13 protein-coding genes are annotated in these 15,550 nt (G+C 69.3%); 7 read left to right on the top strand and 6 right to left on the bottom strand.

Features of this window, described 5'->3' with window-relative positions; all coding sequences use genetic code 11:
- Positions 1-93 precede the first annotated feature (93 nt).
- Positions 94-411 carry an SWIB/MDM2 domain-containing protein gene (locus G4D87_RS02510; protein ID WP_011551643.1) on the bottom strand — a complete coding sequence of 106 codons (318 nt, stop codon included), beginning with the start codon at positions 409-411 and terminating at the stop codon, positions 94-96.
- 346 nt (positions 412-757) lie between these two features.
- Here G4D87_RS02510 and G4D87_RS02505 point away from each other — a divergent pair, with 346 nt between their 5' ends.
- The 5 genes from G4D87_RS02505 (at position 758) to G4D87_RS02485 (ending at position 9,563) form a co-directional block, all read left to right on the top strand.
- A complete protein-coding gene (locus G4D87_RS02505) occupies positions 758-1,738 on the top strand; it encodes an NAD-dependent epimerase/dehydratase family protein (RefSeq protein ID WP_163778157.1) in 981 nt (326 codons plus the stop codon).
- An 89-nt stretch (positions 1,739-1,827) separates the two neighbouring features.
- Positions 1,828-2,493, top strand: a complete 666-nt coding sequence (locus G4D87_RS02500; protein ID WP_163778154.1) for an HAD family hydrolase — start codon at positions 1,828-1,830, stop codon at positions 2,491-2,493.
- Between the two features lie 13 nt (positions 2,494-2,506).
- Positions 2,507-4,117: an NPN-dependent hydroxyacid isomerase, LarAH14/15/16 family gene (gene larAH, locus G4D87_RS02495; protein ID WP_163778151.1), complete on the top strand. Its 1,611-nt coding sequence runs from the start codon at positions 2,507-2,509 to the stop codon at positions 4,115-4,117.
- Positions 4,118-4,125: 8 nt separating this feature from the next.
- Positions 4,126-8,538 carry an AMP-binding protein gene (locus G4D87_RS02490; RefSeq protein ID WP_163778148.1) on the top strand — a complete coding sequence of 1,471 codons (4,413 nt, stop codon included), beginning with the start codon at positions 4,126-4,128 and terminating at the stop codon, positions 8,536-8,538.
- Positions 8,535-9,563, top strand: coding sequence for an NAD-dependent epimerase/dehydratase family protein (locus G4D87_RS02485; protein WP_163778146.1), 1,029 nt, complete (start codon positions 8,535-8,537; stop codon positions 9,561-9,563). Before G4D87_RS02490 ends, G4D87_RS02485 begins: the two co-directional genes overlap by 4 nt.
- Positions 9,564-9,605: 42 nt before the next feature.
- Here the strand turns inward: G4D87_RS02485 and G4D87_RS38800 are convergent, their stop codons facing one another.
- Both G4D87_RS38800 and G4D87_RS02480 read right to left on the bottom strand, forming a co-directional pair.
- Entirely contained in the window at positions 9,606-9,776 is a 171-nt protein-coding gene (locus G4D87_RS38800) for a hypothetical protein (protein WP_176409140.1), read from the bottom strand.
- 3 nt (positions 9,777-9,779) lie between these two features.
- Positions 9,780-10,661, bottom strand: a complete 882-nt coding sequence (locus tag G4D87_RS02480) for a GGDEF domain-containing protein (RefSeq protein ID WP_163778145.1) — start codon at positions 10,659-10,661, stop codon at positions 9,780-9,782.
- Positions 10,662-10,919: 258 nt separating this feature from the next.
- Here G4D87_RS02480 and glgC point away from each other — a divergent pair, with 258 nt between their 5' ends.
- The gene (glgC, locus tag G4D87_RS02475) at positions 10,920-12,149 is read left to right on the top strand and encodes a glucose-1-phosphate adenylyltransferase (RefSeq protein ID WP_163778143.1); all 1,230 of its coding nucleotides are present in this window, start codon (positions 10,920-10,922) and stop codon (positions 12,147-12,149) included.
- A gap of 7 nt (positions 12,150-12,156) precedes the next feature.
- Complete coding sequence (locus G4D87_RS02470; RefSeq protein WP_163778141.1) at positions 12,157-12,678, top strand: GNAT family N-acetyltransferase; 522 nt, start codon at positions 12,157-12,159, stop codon at positions 12,676-12,678.
- Here the strand turns inward: G4D87_RS02470 and G4D87_RS02465 are convergent.
- The 3 genes from G4D87_RS02465 to G4D87_RS02455 all read right to left on the bottom strand — a co-directional run.
- Positions 12,675-13,124 (bottom strand): hypothetical protein, encoded by a 450-nt coding sequence (locus G4D87_RS02465; RefSeq protein WP_240357957.1) that lies wholly within the window; start codon positions 13,122-13,124, stop codon positions 12,675-12,677. The genes G4D87_RS02470 and G4D87_RS02465 overlap by 4 nt on opposite strands.
- Before the next feature lie 119 nt (positions 13,125-13,243).
- Positions 13,244-14,668 (bottom strand): RtcB family protein, encoded by a 1,425-nt coding sequence (locus G4D87_RS02460; RefSeq protein WP_163778136.1) that lies wholly within the window; start codon positions 14,666-14,668, stop codon positions 13,244-13,246.
- A gap of 160 nt (positions 14,669-14,828) precedes the next feature.
- Positions 14,829-15,550 (bottom strand): SDR family oxidoreductase (locus G4D87_RS02455; protein ID WP_163778133.1); only part of this gene is annotated, 722 nt, incomplete at its 5' end.

Here is a 15,550-nt window from a genome sequence, read left to right as displayed (position 1 = left end):
CCGCGCCGACACGCCAACCCCTGGAAATGCAAAGGGCCCGCCGCTTGTCGCGGCGAGCCCCGAGTACGGCCACCGGGAGACCCCGGCCAATGCTCAGCTCAGCTGCTTGTTCACCAGCGCCGTCATCTCGAACATGGTGACGCTCTTCTTGCCACCAAAGATGGGCTTGAGCTTGTCGTCGGCGTTGATCTGCCGCTTGTTCTTCGCGTCCTGCAGGCCCTGCTTCTTGATGTAGGCCCAGAGCTTCTTGACAACCTCGGTGCGCGGCAGCGGCTTCGCGCCGACGATCTCAGCGAGCGCGGCAGACGGCGTCATCTCCTTCATGAACGACGCGTTCGGCGTGCGCTTCTTCGCGGCGGGAGCCTTCTTCGCGGCGGGAGCCTTCTTCGCAGCAGCTTTCTTGGCGGCCATTCGTCTTGAGTCTCCTCCCCTCCGAAGGGGACGTTGTACGGCTTTGCTTATGTGAAGCGAGAGCCGATGCGGCGTAGAAGTAGCACGCCCAAGCCCGAAAAACAGCCCTCTCCTGCGTTTTTCCCTCTGAGCGCCCCTCGGGGAACGCGGCTGGAGCCCGAGAATCAGCCTCCGGAGCGTTCGGCCCCCTCTCGCGCCCGCGCTTCGGAGCGCGTCCGGAGCCCGAAAATCAGGCTCCGGAGCGCTTGGGGCCCTGGGGGAAACCCTTGTCGGCGTGGATCAGCCCCCGAACGGCCGCCGGATTCTCCTTGCGGTCGTGGTGTGTTTTTTTGGATGAAACCCCTTCATGAGAGCCCTCATCACTGGTGCAGGCGGCTTCCTGGGGACGTGGCTGGCCAAGGCCCTGGCCGCGCGCGGAGACAGCGTGACATGCCTGTTGCGCCCGGGAGGTGACGCCTCGGGGCTCGCGGGAGTGACCCATGCGCGGGTGGACGGCGACGTGACGGTGCCCTCCACGCTGGCCGCCGCGGTGGCGGGGCAGGACGTCGTCTTCCACCTGGCGGGCGCTCGCCGCGGCGCGACACGAGACGACTTCATGCGCGTCAACGCGGAGGGCACCCGCCACCTGTGCGAGGCCATGGTGGCCGCGGGGCACCGCCCCCGGCTGGTGCTCACGGGCTCGCTGGCCGCCTGCGGTCCGTCCACGCCCACCCGGCCGCACGTGGAGGAGGACGGCTTCCACCCCCACGAATGGTACGGGGAGAGCAAGGCGGAGGCCGAGCGCATCGCCTTCTCCTATGGAGACCGGCTGCCCGTCACGGTGTCCCGGCCGCCGCGCATCCTGGGGCCCGGGGACCGGGAGAACCTCCCCTTCTTCAAGATGGCCCAGCGCGGCATCCGGCTGGAGCTGTCCGGCGGCCCCCGCCCGCTGACCATGGTGGATGTGGAGGACGTGGTGGATGTCCTCTTGCTGCAGGCCACCCACCCCGCGGCCCTTGGCGAGGCCTTCTTCTGCGCGGGCCCCGGCGAGCCCCTGTCCCTGGAGAAGGTGCAGGACCTGGGTGCGCAAGCCCTGGGGCTCACGCCCCGCACGGTGCGCGTGCCCCCCGCGGTGCTCCAGGCCCTGGCCACGGCGGCGGACGGGGTGTCCCAGTTGACGGGCCGCAAGCTGGCCTTGAGCCGGAAGCTGGCGAAGCAGCTCCTGGCGCCTGCCTGGACGTGCTCCGGGGCCAAGGCCGAGCGGCTGCTGGGCTTTCACCCCCGGCGTGACCTGGCGGACTCCATCCGTCGCAGCGTGCGGTGGTACCAGGAGCAAGGCTGGCTCTAGCCCTTCTTCCCCGAGCCGCCGGGAGGCGCGCCAGACTCCCGGCATCGTTGACCTCCACCCCCTCGAAGTGTCAGGAAGCCCGCAGCCCCATGCCCTCGAAAGCCGCCTTCTTCGATGTCGACGGGACGCTCGTGAAGACGAACGTCGTCCACGTCTACGCGTACTACGCGATGAACCGCGGCTCCGTCCTGGGCATCGCGGGGCGGACCCTGAGCACCGCCCTCAGCGTGCCGCTCTTCGGTGTCATGGACGCGGTGGACCGCAAGACGTTCAACGAGTTCTTCTACCGCTACTACGCGGGCCTGAGCGAAGACCGCCTGGTCACCATCGCCGAGGACATGTTCGAGGACGTGCTGCAGCCCGCCCTCTTCGAGCAGACGCAGGACCTCATCGACCAGGCCCGTCGCAGCGGCTGCAAGATCGTGCTCGTCACCGGCGCGCTGGACTTCACCATGCGCCCGCTGGCGCGCCACCTGGGCGCCGACGACCTCATCGCCAACAAGATGCAGTTCGTGGGCGGCAAGGCGACGGGCAAGGTGATTCCGCCCATCATCGAAGGCGCGAACAAGGCGAACGCCATCCGCGCCTACTGCACCCGGGAAGGCCTGTCGCTGGACAAGTGCCACGGCTATTCCGACAGCGCCTCTGACTACGCGATGCTCGCGGTGGTGGGCCGTCCCACCGCGGTGAACCCGGACCTGCGGCTGCGCTCCATCGCGCGCGCCTACAACTGGCCCATCCTCGACCTCAAGTAAGAGCCCCCACGCCATGCGCCCGTTCAAGACGCTCCAGAAGCTGTACGACGAGGAAAGCCAGGTCGTCATCACCGAGAAGGGCAGCCCCCCGCGCGTGCTGTTCCACGGTGAGAACTTCCTGCAAGAGGATTTGCCGGTCGGCACGCGCGTCATCTTCCCGCGCCCGCCCCTGGCCGGCGTGCCCAACGTCAAGGCCGCCATCCGCTACGCCATCAACCACCCGGAGGGCATGGAGCCGCTGCACGCGCTGCTCAAGCCGGGCATGCGCCTGACGTGCGTCATCGACGACATCAGCGTGCCGCTGCCGCCCATGGTGACGCCGGACGTGCGGCAGACCATCCTGGAAATCGTCCTGGAGCTGGCCGCCGACAGCGGCGTGGACGACGTGCACCTCATCATCGCCAACGCCCTGCACCGCCGGATGACGGAGGGCGAGATGAAGCGCATGGTGGGCGAGAAGATTTTCGACGCCTACTACCCGGACCGCTACTACAACCACGACGCCGAGGACCCGGACGGGATGGTCGCGCTGGAGCGCACGTCCCACGGTGAAGAGGTGTCGGTGAACCGCCGCGTGGCGGAGAGCGACCTCATCGTCTATGTGAATGTGAACTTCGTGCCCATGAACGGCGGGCACAAGTCCATGGGCACCGGCGTGTCCAACTACGCGTCGCTGCGCCACCACCACAACCCGAAGACCATCCGCGCCTCCGACAGCTACATGGAGCCGAAGACGAGCGCGCTCTACAAGAGCAACGAGCGCATCGGGCGCAACATCGACAAGCACCTGAAGGTCTTCCACATCGAGACGGCGCTGAACAACCGCATGTTCGGCGGCCCCACCGACTTCCTGGCGAAGAAGGAAGAGGACTACACGGAGGCGGACCGGCTGAAGTTCCAGGCCATGCGCTTCGCGCTGTCCAAGGTGCCGCGCGCCGCGGCGCGCAAGGTGCTCAACTCCATCCCCGCGCCCTACGACGTCACGGGTGTCTACGCCGGCGCGACGGAGCCCACGCACCAGAAGACGCTGGAGACGAGCTACAAGCAGTACGTGGTGCCGGTGGAGGGACAGAGCGACATCGTCATCTTCCCCATCCCGTTCATCTCCCCGTACAGCGTCAACTCCATCCTCAACCCGCTGCTGGTGCAGGTGATGGGGCTGGGCTACTTCTACAACCTGAACCGCGGCGTGCCGCTGGTGAAGAAGGGCGGCGTGCTCATCCTCCTGCACCCGGCCTACGACGAGTTCGACCCGGAGCACCACCCCAGCTACATCGAATTCTTCCACCGGCTGCTGCCGGAGACGCGCGACTCCATGAAGCTGGAGCACAAGTACGAGCGCGAGTTCGCGGAGAACCCCAGCTACGTGCACCTGTACCGCAAGGGCAACGCCTACCACGGCGTGCACCCCTTCTACATGTGGTACTGGGGCGAGAATGGCCGCCAGCACGTGGGCAAGGTCATCGTCGCGGGCGCGGAGAACAACCACGTCCCCGCCTTGATGGGCTGGGAGCGCACCGACACGCTCACCGAGGCCATTGAAGAGGCCCGCGGGTTCATGGGCCGCTCGGCCTCCATCAGCCTGCTGCGCATCGCGCCCACGGTGATGGTGGACGTGAAGTGAGGACGCCCATGGCCGCCCTTCCCGAGCTGAACGTCACCCAGACCTTCACCGGCAAGCGCCTGCTCTTCGCGGGCGCCACCGGCTTCGTGGGCAAGGTGACGCTGTCCATGCTGCTGACCCGCTACGGGCAGGACCTGGACAAGGTGTACGTGCTGGTCCGCAAGGGCAGCGCCGCGTCCGCCGAGCGCCGCTTCTTCGACAAGGTGGCCACCAGCGAGCCCTTCCAGCCGCTGCGCGACACCCTGGGGGATGAAGGCGCGCTGGCCTTCATCCGCCAGAAGGTGGAGGTGCTGGACGGCGACATCACCGACCCGTGGATGGGCCTGGAAGAGCCCCAGGTGGAGGCGCTCACCGGCAAGGTGCACGCGTTCATCAACTGCGCGGGGCTGGTGTCCTTCAACCCGTCGCTGGAGGTGGGCCTCAACGTCAACACCCACGGCCTGAAGTTCGCCGCGGCGCTGGCGCTGCGCTGGTCCGTCCCGCTGATTCACATGTCCACGGCCTTCGTGGCCGGCAACCGCAGCGGGCTCGTCTTTGAAGACGAGGAGGTTCGCGGCTACTTCCCCAAGCGGGAGGAGATGGACGGCCGCGACTTCAGCCTGGAGCAGGAGCTGCAGGACGCGGCGCGCATCGTCGCGCGGCTGCGCGAGCAGGCGGATGACCGGGCCCTGACGTCCACCTTCCGCAAGAAGGCGCTGGACCGGCTGGAAGAAGAAGGCCGCGACCCCAACGACGAGAAGACGCTGCGGCTGGCGGTGGGCCGTGAGCGCAAGCTGTGGCTCAGCGGCGAGCTGGTGCGCGCCGGCATGGAGCGCGCCGCCCACTGGGGCTGGCCCAACACGTACACGTACACCAAGTCCCTGGGCGAGCAGGTGCTCGCGGCCACGCCGGGCCTGCGCTACTCCATCGTCCGGCCCTCCATCGTGGAGAGCGCGCGGCACTTCCCCTTCCCCGGCTGGAACGAGGGCTTCACCACCTCCGCGCCCCTGGCCTTCGCGGGCATCAAGGGCCCCGGCGGCATCCCCGCGGGCGAAAACACCATCCTGGACATCATCCCGGTGGACCAGGTGGCGGGCGCCACCATTGGCATCACCGCGCATGCCATGGACGTGGAGGAGCGGCGCATCTACCAGCTCGCCTCCGGCGACGAGAACCCCTTCTACGCCGGCCGCTCCGTGGAGCTGGTGGGCCTGTACCGGCGGCGCTACTACCGCAACCGCGAGTCCGGCAACGCGCTGCTGAACAAGCTGCGCTCGCGCGTCGAGCCGCAGCCGGTCAGCAAGAGGGAGTTCGAGCTGTTCAGCGCGCCCATGCTGCTGCGCGGCGCGCGCTTCCTGAAGAAGACCATCGACGAGGTGCGACCCGCCTGGGGCGCCCCGGCCGTCCAGGCGATGCTGGACAAGGCGAAGGTGTCGCTGGACGAGGTGGACGGCAACGCCCAGGGCATCATCGCCCTGACGGAGCTGTTCCTCCCCTTCCTCTACGAGAACCGCTACGTCTTCCGCTGCGACAACACGCGCTCCGTCTACGCGCGCATGGCGCACGCGGACCGGATGAAGGTGCCCTGGGACCCGGAGCACATCGACTGGCGCGAGTACTTCCTGGGGACCCACCTCCCCGGCCTGGAGAAGTGGGTGTTCCCGGGCATGGAGTCGGAGCGCGAGAAGCGCACCGTCATCCCCGCGCACCGCGACCTGCTGGAGCTGATGGAAGCCACGGTGCACGCGTACCGGCACCGCGTGGCCTTCCGCATGGTGGCGGGTGAGAAGGAGGAGCGCTTCACCTACGGCGAGGTGCACCGCTACGCCGCGCGCGTGGGCAGCTTCCTGCTGGCCGCGGGCATCAAGCACGGCGACCGCGTGCTGCTGGTGTCGGAGAACCGGCCCGAGTGGGGCATCAGCTACTTCGGCATCCTGCGCGCGGGCGCCACCGTCGTTCCGGTGGACCCGGGCTTGAGCGAGGCGGAGCTGGTCAACATCGCCCGCCGGGCGGACGCGCGCGCGTGCCTCGTCTCCGAAGACGCGGCCCGGGACTTCCCCGGCCTCTTCACCGCGCTGGGTGACGGCGTCACCGTGGCCAGCCTCGCGGAGGCGATGACGGGCGACCCGGCGCACCCGGACCGCATCGGGCCGGTGCGCAAGTCCGCCGCGGCGGACGACCTGGCCAGCATCATCTTCACCTCCGGCACCACGGGCACGCCCAAGGGCGTCATGCTCACCCACCGCAACTTCGCCGCGCTGGTGGCGAAGCTGGCGGGGACCTTCGACATCGGCGTGGGCGACGGTGTGCTGTCCGTGCTGCCGCTGCACCACACTTTCGAGTTCGCCTCCGGCTTCCTCACCCCGTTCTGGCGCGGGGCGGAAATCACGTACATCGACGAGCTGACGTCGGACCGGCTGGGTGAAGTGTTCGAGACGGGCCGCATCACCGCCATGGTGGGCGTGCCGGCGCTGTGGCAGCTCCTGCACCGCAAGATTACGCAGGAGTTCGCCAGCCGCCCGCCGTTCATCGAACAGGCGCTCAAGGCGCTGATGGCCACCCACGGCGAGCTGCGCAACCGCAACAACATCAACCTGGGCAAGCTGCTGTTCTGGCCGGTGCACCGCAAGTTCGGCGGGCGCATCAAGGTCATCGTGTCGGGCGGCTCGGCGCTGCCGGACGACGTGCACAAGGCCTTCCACGAGCTGGGCTTCAACATCACGGAGGGCTACGGCCTGACGGAGGCCGCACCGGTGCTGGCGGTGACGAAGCCCGGCAACAAGCGCCAGCCTGGAACGGTGGGCCGCGCGCTGCCCGGCATCGAGCTGCGCATCCTCAACCCGGACAACGACGGGCTGGGTGAGGTGCTGGCCAAGGGCCCCAACGTCATGCCCGGCTACTTCGGCGACCGCGAGGCCACCGAGGCGGTGCTCAAGGACGGCTGGCTGCACACCGGCGACCTGGGACGTCTGGACGCGGAGGGCCACCTGTACCTGGCGGGCCGCGCGAAGGACGTCATCATCGACCACAACGGGAAGAACATCTACCCGGACGAGCTGGAGGAGCTGTACCAGGACCACGCGCACATCCAGGAGCTGTCCATCGTCGGCCTGCCCGACGACGCGGGCGGCGAGAAGGTGGCGTGCCTGTGCGTGCCTGACTACGCGAACCGCCCGCGCGAGGAGGTGCGCCGCGAGCTGGAGGAGCACTTCCGCAAGGTGAGCGCGGGCATGCCCTTCTACCGGCGCGTGAAGGTGCTGCGCCTGTGGGACGGCGAGCTGCCCCGCACCGCCAAGCGCAGCGTGAAGCGCAAGCAGGTGGTGGAGGAGCTCAAGCGCCAGGAGCGCATGGCGGCCAGCGCCAGCAAGGCGCGCGAGAAGGCGGCCAACCCCGCCACGGGCGGCGTCGCGGACTGGCTCTTCCCGCTCATCGCGGAGGTCAGCCACCGGCCGGTGTCCGACGTGCGTCCGGACGCGCTGCTCAGCGGGGACCTCGGCTTCGACTCGCTGATGCTCACCGAGCTGTCCTCCGCGCTGGAGGCGGCCGGCGTGCCGCTGCCCGCCGTGGAGGACCTGACGCAGGTGCAGACGGTGGAGGACCTGCGCAAGGTGGTGGCGTCCTCCGGCAAGCGCCCCTCGGTGGAGACGCGGGCGAAGGAAATCTCCAAGGAGAACGCGCGCGCGGAAGAGGTGGAGATTCCGGTGCCCGACGTGGTGGCGGACGTGGGCCGGCAGCTGATGTCCTTCGGGCAGAAGGTGCTCTACGGCGGCGTGTTCGACGTGAAGGTGACGGGCAAGCCCTTCATCCCGCGCAACCGCAACTTCATCGTCATCGCCAACCACTCCAGCCACCTGGACGCGGGCCTGGTCCGCACGGCGCTGGGTGACCAGGGCGAGCGGCTGGTGTCCCTGGCGGCGCGCGACTACTTCTTCAACACGCCGCTCAAGCGCGCCTGGTTCGAGAACTTCACCAACCTGGTGCCCATCGAACGGCAGGGCTCGCTGCGCGAGTCGCTGCGCATGGCGGGCGAGGCGCTGCGGCAGGGCTTCAACGTCCTCATCTTCCCGGAGGGCACGCGCTCCACCACCGGGGAGCTGATGGAGTTCAAGTCCACGCTGGGCTACCTGGCGCTCACCTTCAACATGGACGTGCTGCCGCTGTACATCGGCGGCGCCTTCGACGCGCTGCCCAAGGGCAGCGTGCTGCCCAAGACGAAGACGCCCCTGCGGGTGAACATCGGTCCGGTGCTGGGCCACGCGGACCTGCGCACGCGGGTGCAGGGCATGGCGCGCTCGGAGGGCTACCGCTACGTCACGCGCATCGCCGAGGACTCGATGCGGGCGCTGCGCGACGGCCGGGTGCTGAGCCTGGAGCGCGTGGACCCGCCTCGGGCCGGGGCCACGCCTCGCGCGACCACGTCCACGGAAGGGAAGGACTCGTGAAGCTGCTGGTGACGGGAGGCACGGGTTTTCTGGGCACGCACCTGGTGCCCAGGCTGGTGGCGGCGGGCCACGAGGTGCGGCTCATCGGCCGCTCACGGCCTTCGGGCGCGCCCTACGCGGGCACGGAGTACGTCCCTGGTGACTTGAAGGACCGGGACGTGGTGCGCCGCGCGCTGGAGGGCGTGGACGCCGTCTACCACCTGGCGGGGCTCGTCTCCTTCCAGCCGAAGGACGCGCGGAAGATGTTCGAGCTGCACGTGGACAGCACCCGCGAGCTGCTGCGGGACGTGCGCGAGGCCGGCGTGAAGCGCGTGGTGCTGGCCTCCACCTCCGGCACCATCGCGGTGTCGAAGGAGGCGCAGGTCCACGACGAGCGCGCCGACTACCCGATTCCGGTGGTGGGCCGGTGGCCCTACTACCTGTCGAAAATCTACGAGGAGAAGCTGGCGCTCGCGTACTGCCGCAAGCACGACATTCCCCTGGTGGTGCTCAACCCCAGCCTGCTGATGGGGCCCGGGGATGACCGGCTGTCCTCCACGTGGACGGTGGTGAAGTTCCTCAACCGCGAGCTGCCAGCCATGCCGGGCGGCGGCATCTCCTTCGTGGACGCGCGCGACGCGGCGGACGCCTTCGTCCAGGCGCTCACCCGGGGCGAGGTGTACGGCCGTCACCTCATGGGCGTGAATCTGTCCATGAAGGACTTCTTCCAGCGGCTGGAGCGCCTGTCCGGCGTGCCCGCGCCGAAGCTGAAGCTGCCCTCCAAGGTCAACGTGCTCGGCGGGAAGCTGCTGGAGCGCTGGGCCAAGGTGCGCGGCACCACGCCGACGCTGGACCCGCAGGAAATCGACATCGGCGAGCACTGGTTCTGGCTGGACGCGTCCAAGGCGGAGGCCGAGCTCGGCTTCCGCGCGCGCGACATCCAGGAGACGCTCTCCGAGACGGTGCAGCACATCTACGGGAAGATGCCGCCCCAGAGCCTGCCAGGCACCAAGGGCCGGCTGGCGGAGCTGCGCGAGAACACCTGAGCGGGACGCTGGCGGGAGCCTCCGGACTCCCGCCCTTCACCGCTAGCGCCGCGGCACGCCCACCGTGCGCTGGGCGTTGTCCACCAGGCGCGCGGCCCAGGGCTCCGAGCGGTGGCTCCACACCCAGGCCGCGCCGAGGAAGACGCAGCCCAGGAGCACGAGCACCAACCGCGAGAGGAAGGACGGACCCGCCTCGCTTGCGCTGGTGGCCACGGCCTAGCCCACCACGCGGTTGCGGCCCGACTTCTTCGCCTTGTACAGGTTGGCGTCCGCCACCTTAATGAAGTGCGTGGGCTCCAGCATGTCCGACGTCTGCTCGGCCACGCCAATGGAGATGGTGACGGGGATTTCCTTCTCGTCGTAGACGAAGGACTTCTCCGCGACGAGCCGGCGAATCTTCTCCGCGAACAGGCGCGCCTTGTCCAGACCGTCCTCGGGGAGGACGACGGCGAACTCCTCGCCGCCGTAGCGGGCGAAGCACTGCTCGCGGCGCACCAGGCGCTTGATGGACTGGGCCAGTTCCCGCAGCACGTAGTCCCCGGCGAGGTGGCCGTGGACGTCGTTGATCTGCTTGAAGTGGTCGATGTCGAACATCATCAGCGTGAGGGTGCGCTGATAACGCGAGGACCGGCCCATCTCCTTCTCGAGGTACTCCAGGAAGTACCTCTTGTTGTTGATGCCGGTGAGGCCGTCCGCGATGGTCAGCGTGTAGATGGTCTCGTGGTACTGGGTCTCGATGTTGTCGCCATCGAGGAACTTGAAGATGGAGCCTCCGACCTTGACCAGGTCCCCGCTGCGCAGCGGCGAGGCCTGAAGCACTTCCTGGTCATTGAGGAAGGTGCCGTTGGTGGAGCCCAGGTCTTCAACGAGCATCTTCCCCCCACGCCCTAGAATCCGGGCGTGGCGGCGGGACACGTTGTCCAGGTCCACCACGATGTGGTTGTGCTGATCCCGCCCGATGGTGAGCTCGGCATCCTCGATGAGGTACTTCTTGCCGAGCTCCGGGCCGTGAATCTGCACGAGACAACACTCCGTGCTGCGGTCGGCATGCACGTTGAGCGTTGAGATCTTGGTGACGCGGGTTTCGTCGCCGGCCATCGGAAACGAGGCTAGCACGATAGCCTCGGCAGACGCCATGCAACGCAGCCGGGGCCGGTTCTTCGGCCCTTGGCGGCGTTTCTCCCACATGCGCCCGGGGCGGCGGCCAGGCGCGGCGAGGCGCGGCGACCCGAGGCATCGGGACGTCCAGCGCCGGTCAGGCCACCTGAACAGGCGGTTCGGCACTCAACGATGGCTGGCAGGCAGGCACACGTGCCCTTGCCGGCCTCCCGGGGACGGCTAACGTCCGGAGCACCTATGTCCAAAGTCCTGGCGATGATTCTGGCTGGAGGCGCTGGCACGCGCCTGGAGCCCCTGACGCGCGAGCGCGCGAAGCCCGCTGTCCCCTTCGGCGGCCGCTACCGCATCATCGATTTCGTTCTCTCGAACTTCGCCAACTCCGGCGTGTACCGGATGAAGGTGTTGACGCAGTACAAGAGCGACTCGCTCAACAACCACCTGTCCCGAGCCTGGCGGATGACGGCGTTCCTGGGCCACTACGTGGAGCCCGTGCCCGCGCAGATGCGCACCGGAGTGGACTGGTACAAGGGCAGCGCGGACGCCATCTACCAGAACCTCAACATCATCACCGACGAGGAGCCGGACTACATCTTCGTCTTCGGCGCGGACCACGTGTACCGGATGGACACGCGGCAGATGCTGGACTTCCACTGCGCGAAGAAGGCCGCGTGCACGGTGGCCGCGATTCCCGTCCCGATTGAACAGGGCCGCGAGTTCGGCATCATCGACGTGGGGCCGGACGGGCGGATGCTGCAGTTCCTGGAGAAGCCCAAGGACCCGCCGCCCATGCCGGGCAACCCGAAGATGTGCCTGGCCTCCATGGGCAACTACCTCTTCTCCACCGACGTGCTGGTGCAGGAGGTGGTGCGGGACGCGGCGAACGAGACGAGCGCGCACGACTTCGGCAAGTCCATCATCAGCGAGCTGTACAAGCGCGCGCCGGTGTACGTGTACGACTTCGCCCAGAACGAGGTCCCCGGCCAGGAGGCCAAGGAGCGCGGCTACTGGCGGGACGTGGGGAACATCGACGTCTACTACCAGTCCAACATGGACTTGGTGGACGTGGACCCGACGTTCAACCTCTACAACGACCGCTGGCCCATCCACACCCAGCCCAACAACTACCCGCCGGCGAAGTTCGTCTTCGCGGACGAGCAGAACCACCGCGTGGGCCACGCCATGGACACGCTGGTGGCGGAGGGCTGCATCATCTCCGGCGGCAGCGTGCGGCGCTCGGTGCTGTCTCCGAAGGTGCGCGTCAACTCGTACTCGGAGGTGGAGGACTCCCTCCTGTTCGAGAACGTCACCATCGGCCGGCGCTGCCGCATCCGCCGGGCCATCATCGACAAGAACGTGGAGATTCCGCCGGGGATGACCATCGGGTTCGACCCGGTGGAGGACCGGCGGCGCTTCCACGTCACGCCCGGGGGCGTCGTGGTGATTCCCAAGGGCATGAAGGTGACCTGAGGCGGCCATGGGCGCGGACGGACTCCTCCTGAGGCCCGCGAAGGAGTCCGACCGCCGCACGCTGTGGCGCATCCACACCCTGGCCGTGGAAGCCCTGTGCCCGCGCGCGTACGCGCCGCACGAGGTGAGCACCTGGGTGCGGCTCTTGACACCAGAGGGCTACCTGCGACCGGAGCGTCCGCGCACGGTGTTGGTGGCGGAGCGCGGCCGGCGCGCGGTGGGCTTCGGCCAGGTGGACGCGGCGCTGGGTGAGCTGGAAGCGCTGTACGTGGTGCCGGACGAGGCGGGCCATGGCGTGGGCCCTGCCCTGCTGTCGGCCCTGGAGTCCGCCGTCTGGCGGGGCAGCGCGGCGCTGCTGGGGCTGGATGCCAGCCTGAACGCCGAACACTTCTACCAGCGGCACGGCTATGCCTCCGTCCACTCCGCCCGGCGTCCCCTCACGGTCGACGTCCAGCTGGCGTGCGTGCGGATGCAGAAGCAGCGGCCGGCCACGGCCCTGGGGCGGTGGCCAGCCTGGCGCCGCGGCTAGGTGAAGGCCGCCTTCACCTCGGGCTTGTTGAGCACCACCAGGGCCCAGATGCCCACGGGGATGCCCAGACAGGCGCAGGGGCCGCAGCAGGGGATGACGGAGATGATGGCGGCGGCCATCGCCAGCCCGTAGCTCTGCAGGTTCTTCATCTTCAGCGCGCCGAAGAAGACGATGCCGTTGAGCACCAGCGAGGGCAGCGCGAACAGCAGCTTGCCGCCCGTGGTCGTCATCCCCGCGAGGAACTGCCGGGCGCCCTCTGGCAGGTTGGGGTCCTCGAGCATCTGCTCAACGGCGGGGTCCGCTCCACCAAAGGCCTGGAGCACGTTGACGAGCCCCAGCAGCACGGTGATGGCGGACAGGACCATCAGCAGGATGGCCGGCAGCGACACGGCCTCCTTCGCGCCCGCGCCGCCGGGCGAGTTCATCGTTCCGTAGGTGTTCTCCATGGTCCCCAGTTCCCCTCGATGCCGCGTGAGCTGCCGTGCGGGCAGTGGGCCCGCCGCGCGGCCATTCCACCCGGAGACAGGGGAGCACGCCAAGTGAAATGACGTGTCCCCCTCCCCGCTCAGGCCTTGAAGGTGAGCAGCGGGGAGAGCCGGGCCACCTCCCGGACGATGCCGGCCTCCACCTGGGCGTCCACCACCGGGCGGATGGGCTTGTACGCCACGGGCGCTTCCTCGACGCGGCGCTCCGCGCGAAGGGCGATGCAGTCCACGCCCGTCAGCCCCAGGGCGGCCTCGCTCTGGTCCGCGCCGCCCCGCGACAGGGAGAAGCGGGAGCGCGCGCGCCCCGCCCCATGCGACGCGGACTCCAGCGCCCGCGCGTCCCCACACCCCACCATGAGGAAGGACGTGGCGCCCATGGAGCCGGGGATGATGACGGGCTGCTCCGCCCCCGCCGGGCACGCGCCCTTGCGCGCCAGCCAGCCGCCCTCGTAGGGCAGCGTCAGGTTGTGAGGCACGTCGTAGACGAGCGGCGCCTCCACGTCCCCGAAGAGCTCCCGGAGCGTCTGGCGCAGCAGCTCCGCCAGCAGCAGGCGGTTGAGGAAGGCGTAGTTGGCCGCCGTCGCCTCCGCCTCCAGGTATTCGGCGACGAGCCGCGCGTCACCCAGGGGGAGGATGCCGCTGGCCGGGAGCGGCGTGCCCGCGGGCCACGCCTGGCGCGCGCGGTCCTGCCAGGCGACGCCCACGTGCTTGCCCACGTCCCGGCTGCCGGAGTGAATCATGAAGGCGAGCTGGCCCTCGCGCACGCCCCAGCCCCACGCCCGCGCCCGGTCCTCCACGGCCTCCACGCGCTGCACCTCCACGAAGTGGTTGCCGCCGCCAATGGTGGCCAGCCCCGCGTCGCGCACCAGACCTTCGCGCGTGAAGGACTCGGGCGCCCAGCGCGGATGGCCCTTCAGCCCGCCGCCCAGGTGGATGCGCGACACCTCCGCGTCGAGCTGCGCCAGGTCGGCCCGGCCCGCGCACCCCAGCGGCTGCTCCATCGTCTCCAGGAGCCACCCCTGCACGCCGTCGCGTAGCAGCGCCTCGGAGGCCCGCGAGCCCATGGTGACGTCGCGCGTGCCGAAGAAGTAGTGGCCCTTCATCCGCTCGACGAAGGCCGACCGCTTCGCCAGGAAGTCCTCCACGGAGAGGTCCGCGACGTGCAGCCGCATGCCGCAGTTGATGTCGGTGCCAATGGCGCCAGGCACCACCAGCCCGCGCGTGTGGAGCACCGAGCCAATGGCCACCCCGGAGTCTCCCGGGTGGAAGTCGGGCGTGGCGCGTACCCGCAGCACCTCGCCACCACCGGGGTGTCTCAGGGCCGCGAGCTGGGCGAGCTGTTGGAAGGCCTTGCCCTCCACGGGCAGGTCCGGTGGGAGGAGGACTTCGGCGGGCGGCGCGTGGGCGTCACCCAGGAGGCGGACGGAATAGAGGCGGCCGTCATAGGCCACCTCGAGCCCCTCGCGGGCGAGCGCCCGGAGAAGCCGGTTCAGTTTCGGCTGCATGACCCAACTCAGGAATGCCCCGGGGTCCGAGCGCGGACCTGCCAGGGGGACGTGACGGAGAGATGAGGGACCCGGGGTCAGCAGCCGCGGTCGCCAGACGGCGCGAAGCCGTCTTCACCGTCCACACACGGGCACCCGGCCCGTTCCTGACGAAGGGACATCAGACGGCCGCGGAAAGGCCCCCATCCACGTTGATGGCCGCGCCGGTGATGTAGCCACCGCGGGGCGACAGCAGGAAGGCCACGGTGTCCGCGAACTCCTCCGCCTTCCCCACCCGGCCCAGCGGAATCCCGGCGTGACGCGCCATCTCCTGCTGGAAGGACTCCACGGGCTTGCCCGCCTCCTTGGCACGGCGCGCCCACTGGCCGCTTTCGATGATGCCCACCAGCACCGCGTTCACCCGGATGGCGTGGGGGCCCAGCTCCTTGGACAGCGCCTTCGTCAACGCGAGCCCCGCCGCGCGAGACACCGACGACGGCGTGGAGTTGGCGCCCGGCGTCTTCGCCGCGATGGCCAGCACGTTGACGATGGCGCCGCTCCCCGACTCCTTCAGGAAGGGCAGCGCCTGCCGCGAGGCGCGAATCGCCGCGAAGACCTTGAGCTGGAGGTCCGCCTCCCACTCCGCGTCACTCACCGAGGCGAAGGGCCGGCCCGCCGCGGTGCCCGCGTTGTTCACCAGCCCGTCGATGCGCCCGAAGCGCGCGTGGGCGGCATCCACGAAGTGCTCCACTTCCCATGCACGCGACACGTCGGCCTGGACGGTGAGCACGTCTCCACCCTCGGCGCGCAGGGCCGCGGCGGTGGCCTCCAGCCGCTCCGCCCCGCGGGCACAGAGCGCCACCTTCGCGCCCTCCCGGACGAGCCGCCGGGCCACCGCGGCCC

The organism is Myxococcus vastator (assembly GCF_010894475.1).
Taxonomy (GTDB): domain Bacteria; phylum Myxococcota; class Myxococcia; order Myxococcales; family Myxococcaceae; genus Myxococcus; species Myxococcus vastator.
The sequence above is the reverse complement of the archived record's forward strand: the minus strand, read 5'-3'. Positions and strand labels throughout refer to the sequence as shown.